Below are 23,307 nucleotides of genomic sequence, written 5' to 3'. Positions count from 1 at the left end.
GTTTCATACGGAAGAAACTCTAGTTTCATACGGAAGAAACTCTAGTTTCATACGGGAGAAATTCTAGTTTCATACGGGAGAAACTATTCTCAACTCCGCAAGTTTTAGGGGATAGTCTAGAAGGAGGACGTCTAGAGGTCCCTGCATCTAGGTACACACCCCACTAGGCTACTACCCAGTAGCTGGTAAACTTACCTCTAAATGAGCTTAGCAACTGGAAGATGTCTTACCTTTGCTCCTCCAAAAGATAGACAAGCAAGTATATCATTCAAACAATCATAATCTATGCAGTACAGTAAACTACCAATCAGGGCGATGAGCGCACTCCTTGCGACTCTCTGCTCGCTCTCTATGGCGGTGGCTGCGCCTGCAGCTCTCACAGCTGAGCGCATGCTGCCTATCGTATCACCCAATGCCGATGCACACATCACGGGTCACGTGGTGGACGCTACTACAGGAAAGCACATAGCTGGTGCTACCATCATCATCCAGCAGTACAATGTATCGGTCACGACTGACGCTTCGGGACACTACTCCTTCCGCAATCAGAAGCCTGGCAAGCTCACGCTGACGATGCTCGCTGATGGCTACCTGACTCAGGTCAAGGAAATCACCCTCCAGAAAGGGGAGACGTTAGAGGTCAACTTTGATGCGGTTCTTGATGACACCCAGCTTGAGGAGGTGGTTGTCACAGCAAACCGTCAGCGCACGCTACGCCGCTACGCTCCTACACTGGTATCGGTGATCGACAGCAAGAGCTTCCAGCTCAACAATGCGGTCAACCTCGCTGGTGGTCTCTCCTTCAAGCCTGGTATCCGTGTCGAGAACGACTGCCAGAACTGTGGCTTCAACCAGGTTCGTATCAACGGTCTTGACGGGCGCTACTCGCAGATCTTGATCGATAGCCGTCCCGTCTTCTCCGCACTAGCTGGTGTCTACGGTCTAGAGCAGCTCCCCGCTAATATGATCGACCGCGTAGAGGTCGTCCGTGGCGGTGGTTCAGCACTCTACGGTTCGTCAGCTATCGCTGGTGTAGTCAACGTAATCACCAAGGAGCCTACGACCAATAGCTTCTCACTGAGCGAAAACTTCTCGCTCATCGGTGGCAAGAAGCCAGACAATACGATTGCTTTCAACGGTACGATCCTCAGCCCTGACCGTGAGATGGGTGCGATGATCTTCGGACAGCATCGTACACGTACGGGTTGGGATGCCAATGGCGATGGCTTCTCCGAGATAGGACAGCTAGAGAGCCGTGCACTCGGTACGCATCTCTTCTTCCGCCTCAATCCCTACAACAAGATCACCGCTGAGATTCACTCCATCCAGGAGAAGCGTCGTGGTGGTGACCACTTCGAGCGTCCTGAGCATGTGGTCGCTGTCGCTGAGAGTGTCGGTCACTCGATCCTAAGCGGTAATCTACGCTACGATGCTCACACAGCAGACTACAAGCACAACTTCCAGCTCTACGCCTCTGGTCAGAGTATCGTCCGCAACAGTTACTACGGCGGTATTGATGAGGAGAATGTAGCTGACGACAAGCACGCTACACCTAAGGAGGCTTACGGTGACAACTACGGTCTGACCCACGGTAATGTAGCTATGGGCGGTGCGCAGTACTCCTACAAGACGGATCGCCTCTTCTTCATGCCAGGCAATATCCTCGTCGGTGCTGAGTATCTATACGACCACCTCAACGATGAGATGCCTATCCTCAAGTATCAGAAGCTGGCTGACGGTAGCTCTCGCGCTCCTGGTCTAGATCAGCGTATTCACAATCTTAGCCAGATCGCTCAGATTGAGTGGACGAACAAAGTCTTTACCCTCCTCCTCAGTGGTCGTCTCGATGAGCACTCTGCTATTAGAACTGACAAGGGTGCTATCAAGCCTATCTTTACTCCTCGTGCTACGCTACGCTACAATCCATTCACCTGGATGAACCTCCGTGCTTCCTACGCACAGGGCTTCCGCGCTCCTCAGACCTTCGACGAGGATCTACACGTCGGTGTCGTATCGGGTGAGGCGCAGAAGGTAGTCAACGTAAAGGGGCTCAAGCCTGAGTACAGCCACAGCTTCAACCTGAGCAACGATATGTACTTCTCTCACGGAGCTATGCAGGCTAACCTCCTCCTTGAGGGCTTCTTCACACGTCTCCAGGGCGCTTTCAACACACGTCCTATAGAGGAGCGTGAGGGCTTTACGCTCTTCGAGCGCTACAACGCTTCAGACGCTTCGGTCTATGGTGCCAATATCGAGGGTAAGGTTGCTTACAAGCGCTTTACCGTACAGGCTGGCTTTACCATTGCCAAGAGCCTCTGGGATGAGGCAGAGAGCACAGGCGTAGAGCGTTCGCTCATCAAGGGTGAGAACGAAGATGCTCCTAGCGACATCAATACGCTTGAGAACAATGGCCCGAAGATGGCTGACGGCTTCCTTACCGATGGCGACGGCAACTTCGTTAGCTTTGAGCTCAAGAGCCGCAACTTCATGAGAACGCCTATGACTTACGGCTACCTAACGCTAACCTACAACCCTGTCTCTACGCTCAACCTAACCGCTACGTGCAACTATACGGGCTCTATGTTTGCTCCGCACGTGATCGAGTACGGTGCTGGGAGCGCTGTCTTAGACCGTGACCTTGTTGCTGCTGGTCAGCGCGAGGCTGGTGCTGAGGATAAGAGCGGTGCTGCTCCTAAGTGGGGACGCATCGAGAAGACACCTTCGTTCTTCGATCTAGGTGCTCGTATCTCTTACGACTTCGACATCTTCACCTCTTCATCTCTGCAGCTCTTCCTCGGAGCCAACAACCTACTCAACTCATTCCAAAATGACTTTGATCTAGGTGGCGGACGTGATAGTGGCTATATATACGGACCTATGCAGCCTCGCACGGTCTATATGGGTATGACGATGAAGTTCTAAGCCCTCCAGACTGAGACGGCAGTCTCAACTAAGCAAAAGGGTGCAAGCTAGAGAGAAGTCTAGTTTGCACCCTTCTTGGTTTACGCAAAAGTGGGCTAGCGTTGCCGTTGTACCCGTTCGACTAAGCGAGCAATGAGTGCGCCACTATCGAGGTGGGTGGAGAGACAGGGCACGTAGATAAGCTCTTCGCCTCCGGCTGCGAGGAATAGATCACGAGCCTCCAGTTGCAGATCCAACTTCGTCTCTAGGCAATCTGCAACAAAGCTAGGACTAAAGAGTACGGCGCGACGAACTCCCTGAGCTGCGAGCTCTTGTAGTACCCTGACGAGCGTCGGCTCTAACCAGCGCCCATGTCCCATGGCGGAGTGAAAGGTGAGATGGACCCGCTCCTCAGGTATGCTCAGCCTGCTAATTATCGCTTGTAGCGTAGCGACACACTGAGCGTGGTAGTCCCAGCCATGCGTCTGGTCGTACTTCTGATGCGCCTCGGGGATACTATGATAGGAGGCGATGTAGTGGTAGGTACTGTCGCTCGTATCCACATACCTTTGGAGCACTTCAGACAGTTGCTGGATGTAGTGCGGGTCGGTACCCCAAGGAGTCAGCACAGAGGTCTTGTATTGTCCTCCAGTAGGCTTGGGCAGGTCCGAGAAATAGGTGATGGCACTCCCCGCATTGCTCCTTGTGTACTGAGGAAAGAGCGGGAGCAGTAGCACCTCCACATCGTCCGTTCCGACAAGCTGGGCAATACGCTCGCCCCACTGAGCACGGCTTGTCTGCGCATAGCGTGGTGTGTAGAGCGTCGGGAGTTGCGTCAGCTGAGCGACTTGCTCTGCGAGCCGCTGCATCTCTACGGTCAGAGGCATGACCCCATCGGAGAGTGCCAGGAGGCGACGATACCGCTCTGATGAGAAGTGCGTACGACGAGGCACGATGATGCCACGCACCAGTAGCTGTCGCATCAGATAGGGTACAGAGATGATATCCCCATCAGTGAGAAACTCCTGTAGGTACCTCCGTACATCCTCCTCGTCAGCTGTCCGTGGAGAGCCCGTATTGGTCAGTAGTATGATCTGCTGTGTCAAGGCTTTATTGCTTGCTAGTGCTGTACAAATCGAAGACCACCACCTCACTATTGGTAAAGAGTCTCATCGCTGGCCCCGCAGCGCCATATCCACTAGAAACGTAGACAGGCGTACCGTAACGCTCGGTGAAGCCGTGCGCTATCGGATAGTAAGCACGCACCAGTAGGGTAAAGGGGAAGATTTGTCCATCGTGTGTATGTCCATAGAGTGCCAAGTCAATGCCGTTGCTTGCGAGGCTGTCTAGCTGTCTCGGCTGATGCTCGAAGAGGATGCGTGGCAATTGCTGGCTCTCCTGCGGTATCTGACCGATTAACTCAGAGAGCGTAGCCCGCCCACGCTGCGTGTAGTCATCCCGTCCGATGAGCGTCACCGCTCCGCCAGGCGTTGCGATAGAGTCCACGAGGAGCGTTCCCCCGACGAGCTTGATCCAGGCCTTCTTCTTCGCCATGTCGGAGCGATACTCATGATTGCCCAGTACGTAGTAACAGCCCAGTGGCGGGGTGATCTGCTGCATGATCTCAGGGATGCTGTCTAGGTAAGCAGGGTCAGGGTAGTAGTCAAAGATATCTCCACCCACGAGCATCAAGTCAGGCTCAGTCTTTTTGTAAAGCTCCACCAACCGCTCCGCAAAGGGGCGGCCGATCGTTTCGCTAAAGTGAAGGTCCGACATGAAGAGCACCCGCAGATGTTCCCGATCAGCACCGAGCGGCTTGGTCAGCTCCACTTTATGCTCCACTATGTGCGGTGTCGCAGCCTGCTGGTAGCCATACATCATGAGGATTGCCGAGATCGCTACCGTAATGAAGAAGAGAACCCACTTAGCCCGCTGGTATCCCCTGTCGCCTAGCCGTGAGCGAACCGTTTGTCCCGTGATGCGCTTGTAGAGCAGTCGTCCGCCATTGATCAGGAGCACTAGGGGTACGATATATAGGAGTACGAAAGCCCACGAGCAGACGAAGACGATGCTAAAGGTGAGTAGCGCTGACGAAAGCTGATGACGCAGCAAAACCACCACAAGGACGAAGAGCAGGTCGGCCAGTAGCACCCCACGCAGCGACCGTCGCCACCAGCCACGAGGTACCGCCTGCCCGCCACGCCACACGAGGTAGAGGATACCTATGAGTTGTATGAAGAGCGTGTAGAGGAGTACGTGCATATTTAGAAGGTCTTACGCTAAGGGTGAAGTTTGCTCGCTAGTCCACTTCTTGAAGTAGTAGATAATCATCGAAGCCGAGACGACCGTCGCCAAGAGGTCGCCCAGAGGTATCGCATACCAGACACCATCGATGCCGTAGAAGTGGGGGAGGATCAGCAGTGCAGGTAGAAGGAAGATGATCTGTCGTGTCAAGCTGATGAAGATAGCCTGACGGCTCAGCCCGAGACTCTGGAAGAGCTGCGAAGTGGTAATCTGAAAGCCCACGACAAAGAAGACGCAGAAGACTATACGTATCGCACGCCGACCTATCTCGATCAGCTCAGGCGATGCGTTGAAGAGGCTAAAGAGTTGCTCCGGTAGTAGCATGGCAGCCGCAAAGCCTAGGATAGAGATGACCGTATTGACCCCGACAGCCAGCTTGTAGCAGCTCAGAGAGCGCTCGATATGTCCCGCACCGTAGTTGTACCCCACGATAGGTTGCATACCCTGTGCCACACCGATGATAGTCAGTGCGATGAGTGTCGTGTAGTTGTTGATGATACCGTAGGTTGCTATGGATAGATCCGCCTCAGCCACCGTCTTAGCAAAGCGCGCGAAGTTATGGTTGAGTACGAAGCTTACCGCACTGCCCGCCACCTGCATCGCAAAGGGCGCTATACCGACACTGATGATCGATAGGAGGATAGAACCCGAGGGCTTCATGTTCTGTCGCTTGAAGCGTACCACGCTCTTGCGCTGGAAGAAGTGATACTGCACGAAGACCATCGTGCAGAACATCGCAATCACCGTTGCCCAGGCAGCGCCCTTGACACCCCATCCGAAGCGCATGATAAAGAGGTAGTCCAGCACCACATTGATCACCGCTCCGATGATCATCGTAATCATCGCTTTCGTTGGGTAGCCCGACGCACGCATCACATTGTTGTACCCGTAGGTCAGGTTGCTCAGTATGATGGCTGGTAGGTAGATGTGGAGGTAGTCCATCGCCAGGGGAATGATATTGTCACTCGCTCCGATGAGTCGCAAGATATCCTCTAGGAAGATCATAGAGGGCGTGACCGCGAGGATGTAGAAGCCAAAAGTCAGATAGACCGCATTGCTCAGGATGCGATCTGCTCGATCCGAGTCCCGTCTGCCTAGAGCGATCGATACGCCCACAGAGGCACCCGTTCCCACGAGCATACTGAAGCCGATGAGGAGGATCAGCAGCGGGAAGCCAATATAGACCGCAGCGATGCCCAGCTCGCCACTGCCCTGGCCGATGAAGATCGTGTCCACGATGTTGTACAGCGCCTGCACGACGGTACCCACCACGGCCGGTATGGCATACTGCAGCAGTAGCTTGGGGATAGGCTGCGTCCGCAAATCATGCGTCCGCTTATTGTCTTCGGCTTGCTCAGGAGCCTCTATCTCTCTCTCATTCATTGATGCAAAGGTAGTAAATAATAGATTTTCCACCGTTGGAAAACTAAATTTCCTCCCTAGGAAAAAAGAAATCCCTCCCTAGGGATTTAGAAGTTCCTCCGTTGGAACTGAAGAGTTCCTGCCTTGGAACTAAAAAGTTCCAAGAGGGGAACTCTTTTTGGAACTCGTATCTACTAAGGAATCAGCACGATACGAAGCATTAAATGCTGCCTTTGGGGAGAGCTGTCGACTACGCTCCCGAGAGCATACAGAGAGAGCGGCCTCAAGTCGTCGTGACTTGAGACCGCTCTTAGACTTAGTAGAGTCGCAGGAAGCCGCCTGTTACTCCTCCTCGCTCTCCTCTGTGTAGGCCTTCAGAAGTGCTTCCTGTACATCTGACGGTACGAGCTCATAAGCGTCAAACTTCATGACAAACGAGGCGCGTCCACCCGTCAGCGAACTGAGCGAAGTTGAGTAGTCGCTCATCTCCTTGAGAGGCACCTTGGCAGAGAGCTGCTCGTAGTTACCATCGCTACTCATACCCATGATCAGTGCACGGCGTCCCTGCAGGTCGCTCATCACATCACCGAGGTAGTCTGCGGGCACGGTCACATTGACGCTGTAGATAGGCTCGAGGATCTTAGGACCTGCATTGCGGAAGGCTTCGCTAAAGGCGTTGCGCCCAGCCAGCATGAAGGAGATCTCATTGCTATCTACGGGGTGCATCTTACCATCGTAGACGATCACACGCACGTCACGAGCATAGGAGCCCGTCAGCGGACCACGCTCCATGCGCTCCATAATACCCTTGAGGATAGCTGGCATGAAGCGGTTGTCGATAGCGCCACCTACGACACTATTGACAAAGACTAGCTTGCCACCCCAGGCTAGTTCGACGGTCTGGGTGTCTCGAGGGGTGATCTTGAACTCCTGGTTGTTAAAGCGGAAGACGCTCGGTAGCTCCTTGCCATCCTCGTAAGGCTCGACAATCAGATGCACCTCGCCAAACTGCCCAGCACCTCCTGATTGCTTCTTGTGACGGTAGTCAGCGCGTGCAGCCTTCGTGATAGTCTCACGGTAGGGGATACGTGGCTCCTCAAAGGTGACAGGGATCTTGTCATTGTTCTCCAGTCGCCACTTGAGCGTACGCAGGTGAAACTCTCCCTGACCATACACAATGAGCTGGCGTAGCTCCTTGCTCTGCTGAGCGATCCATGTGGGGTCCTCCTCCTGCATACGTGTGAGAGCCTCGCTTAGCTTCTCCGCATCGGCACCATTGACAGGTACGATAGCACGACGATATTTGGGGGCAGGATACTCGATGTTGGGGAACTGATAGTCCAGGCCCTTATCGTTGAGGGTGGCTCCACGACGTACATCCTTGAGCTTTACAGCAGCGCCGAAGTCTCCAGCGACGAGCTGGCTGACCTTCTCCTTTTGCGCACCAGCCACCACATTGATCTGGCCGAGGCGCTCCTTAGAGCCGTTCTTAGCGTTGGTCAAATCCATACCCTCCTTGAGTGTACCGCTCATGACCTTGAAGTAAGAGACCTCACCAATATGCGGCTCCACGGTGCTCTTGAAGAAGTAGAGACTCACGGGAGCGGTAGCATCGGGAACTACCTCTACGCCCTCCGTCGTAACGGGTAGCGCAGACTCGGTGACGCGAGGCGCTACATCGCCGAGGAAGGTCATCGTACGACGTACGCCCATATCCTTGAGTGCACTGACGCAGAAGACGGGATACATATCGCCGAGGACAATACCCTTGCGCATGCCCTGCACGATCTCCTCCTCGTCGAGCGACCCCTTCTCAAAGAAGGTTTCCATCAGGTGCTCCTCGTGCTCAGCAGCTGACTCAATCAGTGCTTGGCGTAGCTCCTCAGCGCGTGCCTGCTGATCTGCAGGAATCTCTAGCTCTTCGGGAGTGCCGCCCTCAGGCTTCCACTGGTACATCTTCATGTTGAGCACGTCGACCACCTGGTGGAAGTCAGGACCCTCCTGTACGGGATACTGTATGACGACCACCTTGCCACCGTAGCGAGCCTTGAGCCCAGCGACTGTGCTGTCGTAGTCTGCCTTGTCGCTATCTAGCTGATTGATGGTAAAGAGCACAGGCTTATGCAGTTGCTCTATAATACGCATCTGATTGACCAGACCAACCTCGACGCCCTCCTTAGCATTGACCACAGCTAGAGCCGAGTCGGTCACATGGAGTGCAGCGACAGTACCACCGACGAAGTCATCGGAGCCTGCGCAGTCGATGAAGTTGAGCTTGCGATTAGCGAACTCGACACTAAATAGGGTGGAGAAAACGGTATAGCCATACTCCTTCTCTACGGGGAAGTAGTCGCACACGGTATTTTGTGCTTCGATAGTCCCGCGGCGCTTGATGACGCCACTCTCAAAGAGCATAGCCTCGGCAAGAGTTGTCTTGCCGCTACCCGAGCCGCCGATGACGGCGATGTTCCGAATGTCTGATGTCTGATACAATTGCATAGCCTGTTATATTAGAGTGAATAATTTGATTGCAACCTCCTAGACGTCGCTACCTAGCGCAGCGATTGTCAATGTGTAAGTCTAGCGAATGTGCTACTCGAAGGTGGGTGAAAGGAGTGGTCCCTTATGCTTTGTTTCTCCCCTTACTCAGGCTTACTTGACTAGCCTCTCACTAAACTTGTCGCAAGGTAGCAAATAATTCACAATTTTGCAATACCTAAAAGGTACCTGAGCGTGGAAAAGAGAGCGACTGGCGACTCTTTTGGCTATGCTTTTAGTGAGAGCAGGTAGTGCTACAGGCTTGTGGCTTTTACCGATCCTTCTGTATGGTGACACGGATGGGGCGCCCGTTGTACTCCTCTTCGCTCAGGGCTGCTGCGACTGTCTCGGCCCATTCGCTAGCTACCTCAAAGTAACTGTAGCTGGGACTGAGATCTATTTTGCCAATGGTAATCTTATAGGGGAGCGTGCGGTTGATCAACTCTAGGAGACGGTTCGGATAGAGCTTGTCACGCTTGCCGAGGTTGATCCTTAGCGAGGTCATGGGCGGTAGGTCGGTGCGACTACGCTTTTTGGGTGCTTTGCGATGCTCCTCGGGGGAACCTTTTGTCTTATACCTAGGCTCTTCGGTGGCCAGTTCTTGTGCCGAGAGATCGGGCGTATTGGCATAGTAGCGCATGATACGGTCCGCCTCCAGCGTGAGGACACGACGTATGATCTCCTCGGGAGGGAGCCAAGCGAGCTTCTGCACGATCGCATTGAGTAGCTCATCGTACTGGGTGCCGTGCTCGTTGCTGTCGGCATACTCGATCCTGGTCGCTAGGGCGAAGAGTTGCTTCTTACAAATTTCCTGACCAGAGGGCAGAGGCATCGACTCAATTCGAATGCCGGCGTGCTGCTCAATGATGCGTATCTGCTTGCTATCGCGTAGATGGCAAATGGCTATCGAGAGACCCGTCTTGCCGGCACGGGCGGTGCGTCCGCTACGGTGTGTGTAGCTGTCGGGATCGGCGGGCAGACCGTAGTGAAGCACATGAGTCACATCGTCTACATCAAGTCCTCGTGCTGCCACGTCGGTCGCAACGAGCAACTGCAGGTTGCGTATGCGGAAGCGGTTCATCACCATATCCCGCTGCGCTTGGCTAAGGTCGCCATGTAGCGCATCGGCATTGTACCCATCTCGTATGAGCCACTCGGCGATCTCCTTGGTCTCGGCACGGGTACGGCAGAAGATGATTCCGTAGATATTGGGGTAGTAGTCGACGACACGCTTCAGCGCAGCATACTTGTGCCGTGCTGGGACCGCTACGTAGAGATGCTTGATGTCCGCATTCGCTTTATTGAGCGCACCTATCTGCACCTCGTGGGCATCGCTGATATAGTTGTCCGCTATCTCCCGCACCTCTCGGCTCATCGTGGCGGAAAAGAGCCAATGCTCTACCTGCTGCGGTACCGCCTGCAGGATCTCCTGCAGATCTCGCTGGAAGCCCATGTCGAGCATCACGTCTGCCTCGTCGAGGACGACAACTGAGACCTTGCGTAGCTTGACAGCTTTGCGCCTGAGCAAGTCGCATAGTCTGCCAGGAGTGGCTACTATAATATGGTATCCCTTGGCGAGCTGACGGATCTGCTCTTCGATGGAGGCGCCACCGTAGAGTGCTAGGATTTGGCGAACGGAGGTGTACTTTGCCAAAGCGACTAAGTCGCTCTGCACCTGTATTGCCAGCTCTCGTGTTGGCGTGAGGATGAGTCCACAAGGTGCGGAGCCTTTTGTCTGGATGATGCGTTCCAAGAGGGGTAGTCCGTAGGCGGCAGTCTTGCCCGAGCCGGTCTTGGAGAGCGCGATCAGATCTCCTCGATGAGTGGATAGGTATGGAATGACCTCCTGCTGTACAGGCATCGGCTCGGAGAAGCCTAGGTCGGTGGTGGCACGAAGGAGTTCGGGCGAAAGGTCTAGTGTGTCAAAGGTCATAGTGAAAGGGATTCGTGCTCATATATATAAAGGTGTCGCAATGACCTCGCAGAGCTTGCGAAAGTCTTGCCAGAAGGTAGGGTAGCTCTTGTCAACTGCCTGCGGGGTCTCAATCTGTAGCTGGTGATACCAGGCGAAAGGAGCCCACGCCATCACCATGCGGTGGTCGGCATCTGTGGCAATGGGTACGGGAGTGTGAACGGAGCTAGGTGCGCTACTGGCTAAGCAAAAGCCCCGATCTGTCTCGTAGCTGAGCTGATAACCGAGCTGCTCGCCATTGCGCAGGATGAGGGCGATGCGGTCGCTCTCTTTGAGGCGTAGGTGGTCCAGTCCACGGAGCTGCGCTTTCTTCTGATAGTAGAGGAGGAGGGCAATGAGTGTGGGGGCGAAGTCTGGATTGTTTGACAGGGAAATACTCCCAAACGTGAGCTTACGCAGATGCTTCTGCAGGAACTCGCTGTCAAAGCAGAGGGTGTCGTCGCCTGCGCTTAGCCATTCGGGGGAGATCTGTAGCAGTTCTAAGGCTCGGGCGTCGGGTTGCAAGCTCTGTGCTGGGACGTTGGTCAAGAAAAGCTGGCAGGGTCGTGGCGTCATGAGCGCCCACTGGAGAGGGTACTGCGCCGAGGACCAGTCGCCGATGGGGTGCGAGAGAAGGCGTGTGAGTGTTGCCTCGCAGTAGGCTCCTGGAGCGACATAGATCCCGTGGCGATCTAGCGAGAGGTCGATACCGCACGTCTGCATTAAGGAGCAGGTCAACTGGATGTAAGAGGCACTGGGGAGCTGGTCGTCTTGCCAGCGAAGGGCTAGTCCGTGGGGCAGATAGGGAGCAATGAGGAGGAGGGCGGTGACTGTCTGGCTGCTCTCTAGTCCGCTCGGCAGGGTTAGCGTGGGGAGTAGACCTTTCTGCTGCGGGTTCATAGGACGAATGCACACCAGTGGGTAGAGCCCTTCGACAGGCTCCTGAGACGCAGGTTGGGTGAGATTGGCTCCGAGTTGAGAGAGTAGTGCGATGAGCTGTGCCAGTGGTCGCTCCGTCATACGACGAACTGGCGAGACCAGCAAAACCTCGCGCTCTGTGGTCAAAGCAAAGAGTGCCGTCAGGAGGCGCATAGCCGTACCCGAAGCACCTACGGATATGCGCTGCTCGCTACTCCCCGAAGCGTGCAGCATCACTGCCAAGTCCTCGCAGAGGTCTAGCTGATGCCACAGTGAGGGAATGGGGCGGTGCGCCAGTCGTGCCATCACAAAGAGCCGATTGTAGAGACTCTTCGAGGGGGGCAGGGTGATGGATAGCTGTGGGGTCACTAGGATTGTGCTACTTGCTTGTATGGAAGCGACTAGACGAAGCGCGCCTCCTCGACAGAGGCTTTGAGTCCATTGAGCCAGTCACGTGCCGAGAGGAGCTTCTTGCCTTGAGGCTTTAGCTGCTCGATGAGGAGCAGTCCATCGCCACACTGCACGGCTAGCTGACCTTTGCGAGGAGAGAGGCACTGTCCCACGGGTCGCTCGTTCGCTTCTTGCTGAGTAGTCGTGGTAGCGTAGATTTTGACAAGGAGAGGCTCTTCGTTGGGGAGCTCTAGCATCGTCCAGGCGCCAGGCTGAGGCGCCAAGCCACGTACCAGGTTATGTATCTCGTGCGCTGACTGGTGCCAGTCGATGCGCGTATTCTCCTTCGTAAGCTTAGGCGCAGGGCGCAGGTCAGTACGCTCCTCTTGCGGTAGTGCTTGCGGGTAGCGACCCTCGTGTTGCATTAGCAAGCTCAAGCCGTGAGCCAGTAGCTCAGCACCCAGAGCCATCAGCTTGTCGTAAAGCGTGCCGAAGTTGTCCTCCGACTCGATCGGACAAGCCGAAGCGGCAATGATATCTCCCGTATCGATCTCGTGACGTAGCTGAAAGAGGGTCACGCCCGTCTCGCTTTCGCCATTGATTAGTGCCCAATTGATCGGAGCAGCGCCACGATACTGCGGGAGTAGCGAACCATGTATATTGACCGTCCCCCACGGGGGCAGGCTCCACACCTCACGAGGTAGCATGCGGAAGGCAACCACCACGCCGAGCGTTGGCTTTAGCTCCGAGAGTTGCTGGACGAAAGCTTCGTCTCGTAGGTTTGTCGGCTGTAATATAGGTAGTCCGAGCTTGGTCGCACAGACCTTGACCGCAGAGGGCTGTAGGCGGTGCCCACGTCCCGCAGGCTTGTCAGGAGCCGTGACCACAGCGACAATAGGGTAGCCCTCGTCGACGAGACGCTCTAGGCAAGCCGTCGCAAAGGGGGCGGTGCCGTAAAAGATGATGCGGACTTGATCTTTCTTCATAGCTAGCTGTTTATTCGTCAGGTGAGAGGACATTGAGCACCTCTCGATAGGTGTTGAATATCTTAGACTTGGAGACATAGCCGAGGTACTGCCCCTCGGGCGTTACGACAGGGAGGTTCCACGCCTTGGTCTCGTCAAAGAGGTGCATGATGTGGTCCATGTGCATATCGCTCTGGATGCGGGCTGGCGGGGAAACCATGATACGATTCACCTTGTAGCGATCGTACAGCTCAGGGCGAAACATGATATTGCGTATATCATCGAGCGAAACGATTCCAAGGAGCTTATCTGTCTCACGCTCCACCACAGGAAAAAGATTGCGCTTCGCATGCCCCACCACCTGAACCAGTTCGCCGAGCGTCATATCGGGGTAGACCTTATCAAAGTCCGTCTCGATCACATTGTCAATGCTCATCACCGTGAGAACCGCCTGATCCTTGCTGTGGGTCATCAGCTTGCCCTTTTGCGCCAAGCGGAGTGAATAGATGCTGTGAGGCATGAAGATGCGGATCGTCCCGTAGGAGCAGATAGCAACCAGCATGAGTGGCAAGAGGAGGTTGTAGCCACCCGTCAGCTCGGCAATGAGGAAGGTCCCCGTCAGCGGAGCGTGCATCACGCCCGCCATCACACCTGCCATGCCCATGAGGACAAAGTTCTTCTGCGGTAGGTAGACCTCAATGAAGGGAAAGAAGTTTAGCGCATAGGCAAAGACGAAGCCACACAAGCCCCCCACGAAGAGGCTAGGCGCAAAGAGTCCGCCACACCCGCCACCGCTATTGGTTGCTACGGAAGCAAAGACCTTGACCAGCATCGTACAGAGGAGGAAGGCGAAGATGACCCAGTAGTTACTCCCGAAGGAGGCGAAGATACTATTGTCCGTCACGGAGCTGTACTGTCCCGCCATCAGGTCGCTGAGCGTGTTGTAACCCTCGCCAAAGAGCGGAGGAAAGAGGAAGATAGCCACACTCAGAATGAGCATCGAGATGCCGTAACGCTTGAGGAAGTTTCTGCGCCTCTTGAGCCAACTCTCCAGTGCAAACATCACCTTGGAGAAGTAGAGCGAGGTGAAGCCGCAGGCGATACCGAGCAGGATCACGTAGGGAATGCGCTCCGCTGTAAAGGGGTCGTTTTGATAAAAGGAGAACATCGCCTGCTGCCCCGTCAGCAGGTAAGCGGTCGTAGCCGATGTGACCGAGCTAATCAGTAGCGGTAGCACACTGCTGAGCGTCAGGTCGAGGAGTAGCACCTCCACCACAAAGACCAAGCCCGCAATGGGTGCCTTAAAGATACCAGCAATAGCTCCCGCAGCACCACACCCCACGAGGAGCATCAGTTGACGCTGCTCCAGCTTGAAGAGTCGTCCCGTATTGCTTCCGATGGCGGCTCCCGTCATCACGATAGGCGACTCGGCACCGACCGATCCACCGAAGCCGATGGTGATCGAACTAGCTAGGAGCGACGACCACATATTGTGTGGCTTGATACGACTCTTGCGCTGTGACATAGCGCCCAGCACCTTCGTCACGCCGTGGCTTATGTCGTCACGGATGAAGAGCTTGACCACGCCAGCTGTCAGCAGTACACCGATAGGAGGCAGGATCAGATACCACGCATTAGCCTGCCGTATAGCGGGCATCAGAAGATGCTGTATCGTGCCGATCAATTGTTTGAGCGCGAAGGCAGCGAGGGCTGTCAGGATACCGATGATAAAAGATAAGATCAGTACGAAGATGCGCTCACTGATGTGAGCCTCTCGCCACAGGATAAAGCGTTGTAGTAGTGATATGCGTGTAGTCGTAGTCGTCATCGAAGCCGTGTTACTTTCCTTTTCCCTTGATAATAGTACCCACCGTGCAGAGCAGCACCGCTAGGTCGAGCTTGATCGACATATGCTCGTAGTAGAGCCAGTCGTAGTAGAGTCGCTCGACCATCTCATCAACCGTCGAGGCATAGCCGTACCGCACCATTCCCCACGATGTGATGCCTGGGCGTAGCTGGTGCAGGAGGTAGTAGTAGGGTGCCCGCTCGAGGATCTGCTTGATGTAGTAAGTGCGCTCGGGACGAGGCCCTACGATAGACATATCGCCTCGCAATACATTGTAAAACTGGGGCAGCTCGTCTAGTCTGTACTTGCGCAGCTTGGCTCCCAGAGGTGTGACTCGCTTGTCTCCCTCATGGCTAAGCTGGGGACCAGCAGCCTCTGCGTCCGTATACATCGTGCGAAACTTATAGATCCAAAAAGGCTTGCCACCACGCCCCACACGCTCCTGACGGTAGAAGACGGGACCCTCCGAAGAGCGCCGAACCAAGACCGCCAGTACTGCAAAGAGAGGCGACAGAAGCAGTAGCAAGATTAGCGAGAAGAGACGGTCGAAGAGCCACTTCACATTTTGCTCCATCTCGCTCATCTGCGTCTGCGTCACATCGTGTAGCGGTAGCCCACGGAGCGTACGCGCTTGTAGCGAGGAGCGTACACCCATCACCCCCTCTAGATATATCTTGATCGGTAGCTTGCAGCGGTACAGCTCATAGAGCAGATGCGTAGCTCGTAGCGTATCCGCCTCATTGGCCACCATATAGATTGCCTCGATCGGTTGCCCCTCCAGTATCGCCTGCACCTGCTCTAGCGTGACAGGCTCAGAGCCGAAGGGTAGCTCAGCCACAGCGTGGTAGTGCATCTCCATACGCACCGCCTGCAGCTTATCCATCACCTCAGGCGTACCGATGAGCAGGATGTTCGGCCAATGCTCCGGCATACGGTCATACTTAATCTGCTGTAAGGTGATTGCCAGACGACCCACATAGATAAGGAGGAAGTGCGTCAAGTAGAGTAGCGCAAAGAGAAGTAGATGCGCACTGCGCCCATCGATCACATCGTCCACCACGAGGAAGAGGTACTCGATGACCACCCCCACGAAGACACTCCCAGCCGTCAGGAAAAATTCGTCGATGCGGCTCTTCGCCAATACCTTATTATAGTATCCCGAGAGCGTCAGGAAGCCCATCCAGAAGAGCACCACCACGAGCGTCACCCAGTACATCTTCGTGTTGAAGAGGAAGAGAGACAACTCGCCAAAGGTCGCGCTCTGATCCTCGACCACGTAGCGCACCACGTTGAAGAGTGTCGTTGCCAGCAGTACTGCCACAAGGTCAGAGACGATGTAGCGCAGACGTACTGTAGCTTGTCGAGACTTCTTGCTCATAAGATGGAGTAGCAATTAGGAGCCGCTAAAAGGCCGTTTAGTGGCTTTTGACCAACCTTATTACCTAGCGAATGACCCGCACCTCATTATTGAGCCCCAGCTTGATAATGTCTGAGGGCATCCCGTCGATGTGCTCCTCTTGGCGTAGCGGGACCACATAGTCGACCAGCTTGATCAGCTCTGGGTCGATCTCCGAGTAGTTGTGCGGTGAAGTAGTTCCCGCCAGATTGGCCGAGGTGGAGACGAGCGGTCGGCGTAGCAGTCGGCAGATTTCCTGACAGAGCGTATCGCTCGCGATGCGTATCCCAATCGAGCCGTCGTCCGCCAGTAGTTGCGGCGCTACATTGCGCCCCTCGGGGTAGATAATGGTGAGCGGACGCACCGCCACATCGATCAATTGGTACGCCATCGATGGCACCGTGCGCACATAGGATGGTATCCGCATGTCACTATCGACCAGCATCAGCATAGGCTTGCCCGTGGGGCGACCCTTGAGAGCCGAGAGACGATCCACCGCCTCTTCATTGGTTGCATCGCATCCCAAGCCCCAGATCGTGTCGGTAGGGTAGAGGATGATACCACCACGCTGTAATACATCGACCGCCTCACGCGCTGCCGATAGAGTCTCAGGAGAAGGAGATACTTGATTCATAAAGCTATCTAGAGAGGTAAATGTCTCCACCACATTGGGGAGACTTCCAGCACAAAGGTACAAAATCAGTCGGGATACCGCTAGAGAAATCAGTGCCACACGGATGAAACTCTAGTTTCTCCCATATGAAACTACAGTTTCTCCCATATGAAACCACAGTTTCTCCCATATGAAACTCCAGTTTCTCCCGCATGAAACTCCAGTTTCACCTAGTTGGAACTATGGTTTCATACTAGTGCACTGATAGTTACGCTATTCTGACCGATAAGCGGTTGCCACAACAGAATAGAAAAAGGGGACCGCACCGCGAAAGGTACAGTCCCCCTAATCGTCTATAGATAAGTCGTGCTTTAGCTGAGCTCGTGGATGACGATGCCAGAGCGGAGCTTAGGCTCGAACCAGGTGGTCTTAGGTGGCATGATGTTGCCCGTGTCAGCGATGTCCATGATCTGCTTCATCGTGACGGGGTAGAGGGCTAGTGCGACCTTCATCTCGCCTGAATCGACACGCTTCTTGAGCTCGCCGAGACCGCGGATACCACCGACGAAGTCGATGCGCTTGTCACTACGTAGATCCTTGATGCCGAGGATCTCATCGAGGATGTGATTCGACGAGATGGTGACGTCTAGGATGCCGATAGGATCGCTGTCATCGTAGGTGCCTGGCTTAGCGGTGAGTGAGTACCAGTTGCCATCGAGGTAGAGCGAGAAGTTGTGCAGCTTAGCGGGCTTGTAGATCTCTGTGCCCTTCTTCTCGACGACGAAGTCCTTCTCGAGCTTCTTGAGGAACTCCTCGCTGGTGAGCCCGTTGAGGTCCTTGACGACACGGTTGTAATCGATGACGGTGAGCTGATTAGCGGGGAAGGCAACAGCCATAAAGTAGTTGTACTCCTCATCACCACGGTGATTGGGGTTTTGCTTAGCCTTCTCAGCACCTACGAGCGCAGCAGCAGCACTACGGTGGTGACCGTCAGCGATGTAGAGAGCGGGCATCTGACCAAATAGCTCGGTGATGCGCTTGATATCCTGATCATTGTCGATGATCCAGAACTGATGCTGGAAGGTGTCGTTAGCAACAAAGTCGTAGACAGGCTTCTGGGCCGTATACTTAGCAACGATCTTGTCTAGCTCAGCATTGTCAGGGTAAGCGAAGAAGACCGGCTCAATGTTCGCATTGTTGATGCGGACGTGCTTCATACGATCCTCCTCCTTGTCACGACGTGTGAGCTCGTGCTTCTTGATGACGCCGTTGAGGTAGTCCTCGACGTAAGCGCCGATGACGAGACCATATTGTGTCTTGCCGTTCATCGTCTGAGCATAGACGTAGTAGCACTCCTTGTTGTCCTGTACGAGCCAGCCCTCCTTCTTGAAGTGCTGATACTGCTTGACAGCCTCGTCGTAGACCTTGGGGTCGTGCTCGTCGGTGCCTACGGGGAAGTTGATCTCCGGCTTGATGATGTGGTAGAGAGACATGGGGTTGCCCTCAGCCTCCTTGCGTGCCTCGTCAGAGTTTAGCACGTCGTAGGGACGAGAGTTGACCTTCTCAACAAGGTTTTGAGGTGGTCTGTATCCTTTGAATGGTTTGATTATAGCCATAATAGAGAGTCTTTGTGGGGTGAGAGTGAAAAGAAAGAGAGACTTCGGTCCCCTCTAGGTGAGGAGACCAAAGTCTCTAAGTCGTCTACAGATTAGTTGACGCGGAAGGTCTCGCAACCATCCTTGATGAAGCCGACGATCTGGTTAGCAGCAGCAAGACCAGCGTTGATGTTTGCCTCAGCAGTCTGAGCGCCCATCTTCTTAGCGGTAGCTAGGTAGCGATCCTGTAGCTCCTTCTGGTACTCCTCGTGCATGTCAGGCTCGATGTCGGTAGCGTAGCGTACGTCCGTGCGCTCCTTGAGAGCTGCTAGGAAGCACTCCTCGTCAATGATCTCCTTGCGAGCTGTATTGACGATGACACCACCCTTAGGCATCATCTTGACATACTTGCCGTTGATGCTCTTGACAGTTTCAGCGGTCTTAGGCGTATTGAGCGATACGATGTCGCACTGCTTGAAGAGATCCTCCTGGCTGCAGTAGGTGAGCCCGAGCTCCTTCTCCTCAGCGGCATCGAGGCGGTGACGCTTGTTATAGTAGACCTTCATGCCGAAGCCCTGAGCGATCTTAGCTAGGCAACGACCGATGTGTCCGAAGCCCTGGATACCGAGCTTCTTGCCCTTGAGCTCAGAGCCAGACTTGCCGTTGAAGTGGTTGCGAACCATAGCAAGCATGAGCGCAAAAGCGAGCTCAGCGACAGCGTTAGAGTTCTGTCCGGGCGTGTTCATCACGCAGACATTGTGCTTGGTAGCAGACTCTAGGTCTACGTTGTCATAGCCAGCACCAGCGCGTACGACGATCTTGAGATTCTTAGCAGCCTCAAAGACGTCAGCCTGGACCTTGTCGCTACGTACGATGATAGCGTCTACATCCTTGACAGCGTCAAGGAGCTGCTGACGCTCTGTATATTTCTCTAGGAGTACTAGCTCAAAGCCAGCACCCTCTACAATCTTGCGAATGCCATCCACAGCGACCGGTGCAAAGGGCTTCTCAGTTGCGATAAGTACTTTAGTCATAGTATTGAGTGATATCTTTATTTAAACGCCTACCCCGTAGACCCCCTGTTGGTGTGAGGTGCTGCGGGGTAGGACAGATAGTGTTATGTAAGTAATGAGAGATTAGTGCTTCTTCTCGAAGTCCTGCATAGCCTTGATCAGAGCCTGTACGCTCTCCATCTCGAGGCCGTTGTAGAGAGATGCACGGAAGCCACCTACAGAGCGGTGACCCTTGATACCTACCATACCGCGCTCGGTAGCGAAGTTGAAGAAGTCATCCTGTAGCTCTGCATACTCATCGTTGAGGACGAAGCATACGTTCATGCGAGAGCGATCCTCAGCCTCGACGGTACCACGGAAGAGCTTGTTGCGGTCGATCTCTGTGTAGAGAGCGTCAGCCTTCTCCTTAGCACGCTGCTCCATAGCCTTGACACCGCCCATCTCCTTGTACCACTTCATGGTCTGGAGGCAGGTGTAGATAGGTAGGACAGGAGGTGTATTGAACATAGAACCCTTCTTGACGTGCGTCTGGTAGTCGAGCATCGTAGGTAGTGGACGGTCGATCTTGCCTAGAGCGTCCTTGCGGATTACTACGAAGGTCGTACCTGCAGGGCCCATATTCTTCTGAGCACCACCGTAGATACAGTCGTACTTGCTTACGTCTACTGGACGAGAGAAGATATCACTACTCATATCGGCTACAAGAGGCACCTTGCAGTCGAAATCCTTGCGGATCTCTGTACCGTAGATGGTATTGTTGGAGGTGTAGTGGAAGTAGTCTACATCCTCGGGGATAGTGAAGTTCTTAGGGATGTAGGTGAAGTTCTTGTCCTCTGAAGAAGCGACAACAACGGTCTCTGTACCGAATACCTTGTCTACGAAGCCAGCCTGCTTGATAGCGTTGGTAGACCACGTACCCGTGTTGAGGTAAGCTGCTTTCTTGCCCATGAGGTTGAGCGGTACCATATAGAACTGGAGGCTAGCACCACCACCGAGGAAGAGTACCTCGTAACCCTCGGGGATGTCCAGTAGCTCCTTGAAAGTAGCTACGGCCTCGTCCATTACAGCTTGGAATTGCTTGCTGCGGTGTGAGATCTCAAGGAGTGAGAGATCCATGTCAGCAAAGTTCAGCACCGCATCAGCAGTGCGCTCGATCACGCCACGGTTCAGTACCGAGGGACCAGCATAGAAGTTGTGCTTTTTCATCTTACTATATTTATTGTTTTGGGATTATATGCTTGTATATCAGAGCAATGAATGGTCGCTTGGACCTCTTTTTGCTTTGTTTAGAAGGGACAAAGGGAAAGCTTTTTAGAGTCTCCTCTCTTTGCCCCCACAAAGATACGGAATTAAAGTGGAGAAACAAACTATTTCCACAAGACTTTGCGCTAAAGTCCTTTTTTCAAGCCACAAGAGTGCTCTTTTCTTGCAGAATGACTAGCATCCTGCGGTGACTTCTGTCGGGGAACCCTCCTGGATCTGGAAGAGACGATAGGGAACTTGCTTCGAGGAGATGATCTCGTCGAGGTACTTGCGGTTCGTGTCGGTGATAAAGATCTGCCCGAAAGTGTCCGTAGCGACGAGCTCTACGATGCGCTCCACACGGTCGCTGTCTAGCTTGTCAAAGATGTCATCGAGGAGGAGTAGGGGAGCCGTCTGATTCGTCAAGTGTTGCTGCAGATAGCGGTACTCAGCTAGCTTGTAGGCGATGAGGTAAGTCTTGTTTTGTCCTTCGGAGCCTATCTTGCGCATCAGGTTCTCTCCGAGGAGCATCTCAAAGTCATCTCTGTGGCAACCGGTCGCCGTGAAGCCATACTCGTAGTCCCGCTGACGACCATTGCGCAGTATGCGTAGCTGCGCCTCGGCAGTGCTGGCACTCCCAGCGCTAAAGGATAGGACCGCACGCTCTACGCCCGCAGCTAGGTGCTGGTAGATCTGATCGAAGGTGGGGACGAGCTTCTCGACATAAGCTTGTCGCATCGTCGTGACCGTCAGACCTGTCGTTGCTAAGGTCTCCTCGAGGATATCCATCAGAGCTGGCTCGTGGATCTGGTTGCGCAGCATATTGTTGCGCTGGTCGAGAGCTCTGTTGTAGTTGATCAAGTTCGCTAGATAGGTCGCATCTTGCTGTGAGAGGATACGGTCCACAGAGCGTCTGCGTTCGTCGCTTCCACCACGTATGAGTCTCTGATCATGTGGCGAAATGATAACCAGCGGGTAGCGCCCTATATGGTCGCTGTGACGCTTGTAGAGACGCCCATTGCGAGAGAGCTGCTTGCTCCGCTCGGCAGAGATGCGCAGACTGATCTTGTCCTCCTGCCCATCGTCCCATAGGTACTCGCCCTGGATGATTGCCTCCTGTGCCCCGTGGCGTATGGCGTAGCGGTCAGTCGTACCTAGATGGCCACGCACCACCGAGAGGTAGTGGATAGCATCTAGAAGATTGGTCTTGCCCATCCCATTGCCCCCGAAGAAGCAGTTGAGCTTGGGGGCAAAGTGACAGTTTGCCGTCGCGACATTCTTAAAGTTGATGACACTCAGCGAACTCAGGATCATAGTTTAGGCTCTATTCCTAACTGCTGCAGGGGTACTAGTAGCTCTTCGTGTGCCGTACGTAGTCGGCTCGTGAGCTGCTTCGTAGCGTGGCAAAGCGGCAGGCGCACCGCACAGGTCTCTATGAGCTGAATGGTATGCAGCAAGCCCTTGATGCCCACAGGATTGCCCTCCTTAAAGAGCAACTGATACATCTCCGTAAAGAGCGCATCAATCTCATCCGCCTGCTCCCGCTGCTCCGTAATTAGAGCCGAGACAAGCGCTTTGATCGCTTGCGGGTAAGCGTTAGCCACGACCGAGACGACTCCATCGCCTCCAGCACGAATGATATCTTTCGTCAGATGGTCATCGCCCGAGTAGACCAGCAAGTCAGGACGGCATAGCTCACGAATCTCACCAATCCGCTCCACATGCCCCGAAGCCTCCTTGATACCGATGATCTTTGCCGAGTCACGCTGTAGCCGAGCCACCGTCTCGGGCTGTAGGTCGCAACCCGTACGCGAGGGGATGTTGTACAGTATGATCGGCTTCTTGCTCGCCTCGGCAACAGCCATGAAGTGCAGGTACAGCCCCTCCTGCGTCGGCTTATTATAATAAGGTACCACCGAGAGGATCGCATCGACATTCTCATAGATCGGATCGCTCATACGCTGGCACAGATCCTGCGTATTATTGCTCCCGACACCGATCACCAGTGGACAGCGCCCATCGATCGTGCGTCGCACCACATCGATCAGTAGTAACCGCTCAGGATAAACGACCGTAGGCGACTCGCCCGTAGTGCCGAGTAGCACCACAAAGTCGCATCCGCCCGAGACCACATGCTCTGTCAGACGGCTCAGCGAAGCCGAGTCCACCTGTCCATTCTCTAGAAATGGAGTTATCAACGCCACGCCAGCACCCGTCAGATGGCGATAAGGATGGTAAGTATATTTGTCGTACATATATATAAGGTATAGTCC

The 23,307-nt window shown here is 54.3% G+C and carries 16 protein-coding genes; 1 reads left to right on the top strand and 15 read right to left on the bottom strand.

Features of this window, described 5'->3' with window-relative positions:
- Positions 1-285 precede the first annotated feature (285 nt).
- On the top strand, positions 286-2,922 hold the full coding sequence (locus L215_RS0101670) for a TonB-dependent receptor (protein WP_027451240.1): 2,637 nt from the start codon (positions 286-288) through the stop codon (positions 2,920-2,922).
- A 95-nt stretch (positions 2,923-3,017) separates the two neighbouring features.
- Here L215_RS0101670 and hemH read toward each other — a convergent pair whose 3' ends face one another.
- The 15 genes from hemH to dapA all read right to left on the bottom strand — a co-directional run bounded on the left by hemH (position 3,018) and on the right by dapA (position 23,289).
- On the bottom strand, positions 3,018-4,007 hold the full coding sequence (gene hemH, locus L215_RS0101665; protein WP_027451239.1) for a ferrochelatase: 990 nt from the start codon (positions 4,005-4,007) through the stop codon (positions 3,018-3,020).
- Positions 4,008-4,011: 4 nt separating this feature from the next.
- Positions 4,012-5,163, bottom strand: a complete 1,152-nt coding sequence (locus L215_RS0101660) for a metallophosphoesterase (protein WP_025883763.1) — start codon at positions 5,161-5,163, stop codon at positions 4,012-4,014.
- Positions 5,164-5,175: 12 nt separating this feature from the next.
- Positions 5,176-6,588 carry an MATE family efflux transporter gene (locus tag L215_RS0101655; RefSeq protein ID WP_025883764.1) on the bottom strand — a complete coding sequence of 471 codons (1,413 nt, stop codon included), beginning with the start codon at positions 6,586-6,588 and terminating at the stop codon, positions 5,176-5,178.
- A gap of 321 nt (positions 6,589-6,909) precedes the next feature.
- Positions 6,910-9,066, bottom strand: coding sequence for an elongation factor G (locus L215_RS0101650; protein WP_027451237.1), 2,157 nt, complete (start codon positions 9,064-9,066; stop codon positions 6,910-6,912).
- A gap of 310 nt (positions 9,067-9,376) precedes the next feature.
- On the bottom strand, positions 9,377-11,038 hold the full coding sequence (locus tag L215_RS0101645; protein ID WP_025883766.1) for a DEAD/DEAH box helicase: 1,662 nt from the start codon (positions 11,036-11,038) through the stop codon (positions 9,377-9,379).
- 18 nt (positions 11,039-11,056) lie between these two features.
- Positions 11,057-12,343, bottom strand: coding sequence for a 3-phosphoshikimate 1-carboxyvinyltransferase (locus L215_RS09150; RefSeq protein WP_025883767.1), 1,287 nt, complete (start codon positions 12,341-12,343; stop codon positions 11,057-11,059).
- A gap of 32 nt (positions 12,344-12,375) precedes the next feature.
- Positions 12,376-13,350, bottom strand: a complete 975-nt coding sequence (gene fmt, locus L215_RS0101635) for a methionyl-tRNA formyltransferase (RefSeq protein ID WP_025883769.1) — start codon at positions 13,348-13,350, stop codon at positions 12,376-12,378.
- Between the two features lie 10 nt (positions 13,351-13,360).
- A complete protein-coding gene (locus tag L215_RS0101630) occupies positions 13,361-15,157 on the bottom strand; it encodes a chloride channel protein (RefSeq protein WP_025883771.1) in 1,797 nt (598 codons plus the stop codon).
- A 10-nt stretch (positions 15,158-15,167) separates the two neighbouring features.
- Entirely contained in the window at positions 15,168-16,553 is a 1,386-nt protein-coding gene (locus L215_RS0101625) for an exopolysaccharide biosynthesis polyprenyl glycosylphosphotransferase (protein ID WP_025883772.1), read from the bottom strand.
- A 64-nt stretch (positions 16,554-16,617) separates the two neighbouring features.
- Positions 16,618-17,205, bottom strand: a complete 588-nt coding sequence (locus L215_RS0101620) for an L-threonylcarbamoyladenylate synthase (protein ID WP_025883774.1) — start codon at positions 17,203-17,205, stop codon at positions 16,618-16,620.
- Between the two features lie 350 nt (positions 17,206-17,555).
- Positions 17,556-18,800 (bottom strand): DUF1015 domain-containing protein, encoded by a 1,245-nt coding sequence (locus L215_RS0101615; protein ID WP_025883775.1) that lies wholly within the window; start codon positions 18,798-18,800, stop codon positions 17,556-17,558.
- 92 nt (positions 18,801-18,892) lie between these two features.
- On the bottom strand, positions 18,893-19,813 hold the full coding sequence (locus L215_RS0101610) for an NAD(P)-dependent oxidoreductase (RefSeq protein WP_025883777.1): 921 nt from the start codon (positions 19,811-19,813) through the stop codon (positions 18,893-18,895).
- A 102-nt stretch (positions 19,814-19,915) separates the two neighbouring features.
- Positions 19,916-20,998 carry a 3-phosphoserine/phosphohydroxythreonine transaminase gene (serC, locus tag L215_RS0101605; RefSeq protein WP_004331663.1) on the bottom strand — a complete coding sequence of 361 codons (1,083 nt, stop codon included), beginning with the start codon at positions 20,996-20,998 and terminating at the stop codon, positions 19,916-19,918.
- A 231-nt stretch (positions 20,999-21,229) separates the two neighbouring features.
- Positions 21,230-22,348 carry a DNA replication/repair protein RecF gene (gene recF, locus L215_RS0101600; RefSeq protein WP_025883778.1) on the bottom strand — a complete coding sequence of 373 codons (1,119 nt, stop codon included), beginning with the start codon at positions 22,346-22,348 and terminating at the stop codon, positions 21,230-21,232.
- A complete protein-coding gene (dapA, locus tag L215_RS0101595) occupies positions 22,345-23,289 on the bottom strand; it encodes a 4-hydroxy-tetrahydrodipicolinate synthase (RefSeq protein ID WP_025883780.1) in 945 nt (314 codons plus the stop codon). The genes recF and dapA overlap by 4 nt, the downstream gene beginning before the upstream one ends.
- Positions 23,290-23,307: the final 18 nt, after the last annotated feature.

Source organism: Porphyromonas uenonis DSM 23387 = JCM 13868, from assembly GCF_000482365.1.
GTDB classification, from domain to species: domain Bacteria; phylum Bacteroidota; class Bacteroidia; order Bacteroidales; family Porphyromonadaceae; genus Porphyromonas; species Porphyromonas uenonis.
The sequence above is the reverse complement of the archived record's forward strand: the minus strand, read 5'-3'. Positions and strand labels throughout refer to the sequence as shown.

Coding starts and splice junctions, on each gene's coding strand:
- L215_RS0101670 (WP_027451240.1), top strand. CDS start 286: ATGCAGTACAGTAAACTACCAATCAGGGCGATGAGCGCACTCCTTGCG.
- L215_RS0101660 (WP_025883763.1), bottom strand. CDS start 5,163: ATGCACGTACTCCTCTACACGCTCTTCATACAACTCATAGGTATCCTC.
- L215_RS0101655 (WP_025883764.1), bottom strand. CDS start 6,588: ATGAATGAGAGAGAGATAGAGGCTCCTGAGCAAGCCGAAGACAATAAG.
- L215_RS0101650 (WP_027451237.1), bottom strand. CDS start 9,066: ATGCAATTGTATCAGACATCAGACATTCGGAACATCGCCGTCATCGGC.
- L215_RS0101645 (WP_025883766.1), bottom strand. CDS start 11,038: ATGACCTTTGACACACTAGACCTTTCGCCCGAACTCCTTCGTGCCACC.
- fmt (WP_025883769.1), bottom strand. CDS start 13,350: ATGAAGAAAGATCAAGTCCGCATCATCTTTTACGGCACCGCCCCCTTT.
- L215_RS0101630 (WP_025883771.1), bottom strand. CDS start 15,157: ATGACGACTACGACTACACGCATATCACTACTACAACGCTTTATCCTG.
- L215_RS0101625 (WP_025883772.1), bottom strand. CDS start 16,553: ATGAGCAAGAAGTCTCGACAAGCTACAGTACGTCTGCGCTACATCGTC.
- L215_RS0101620 (WP_025883774.1), bottom strand. CDS start 17,205: ATGAATCAAGTATCTCCTTCTCCTGAGACTCTATCGGCAGCGCGTGAG.
- L215_RS0101615 (WP_025883775.1), bottom strand. CDS start 18,800: ATGGCTATAATCAAACCATTCAAAGGATACAGACCACCTCAAAACCTT.
- L215_RS0101610 (WP_025883777.1), bottom strand. CDS start 19,813: ATGACTAAAGTACTTATCGCAACTGAGAAGCCCTTTGCACCGGTCGCT.
- serC (WP_004331663.1), bottom strand. CDS start 20,998: ATGAAAAAGCACAACTTCTATGCTGGTCCCTCGGTACTGAACCGTGGC.
- recF (WP_025883778.1), bottom strand. CDS start 22,348: ATGATCCTGAGTTCGCTGAGTGTCATCAACTTTAAGAATGTCGCGACG.
- dapA (WP_025883780.1), bottom strand. CDS start 23,289: ATGTACGACAAATATACTTACCATCCTTATCGCCATCTGACGGGTGCT.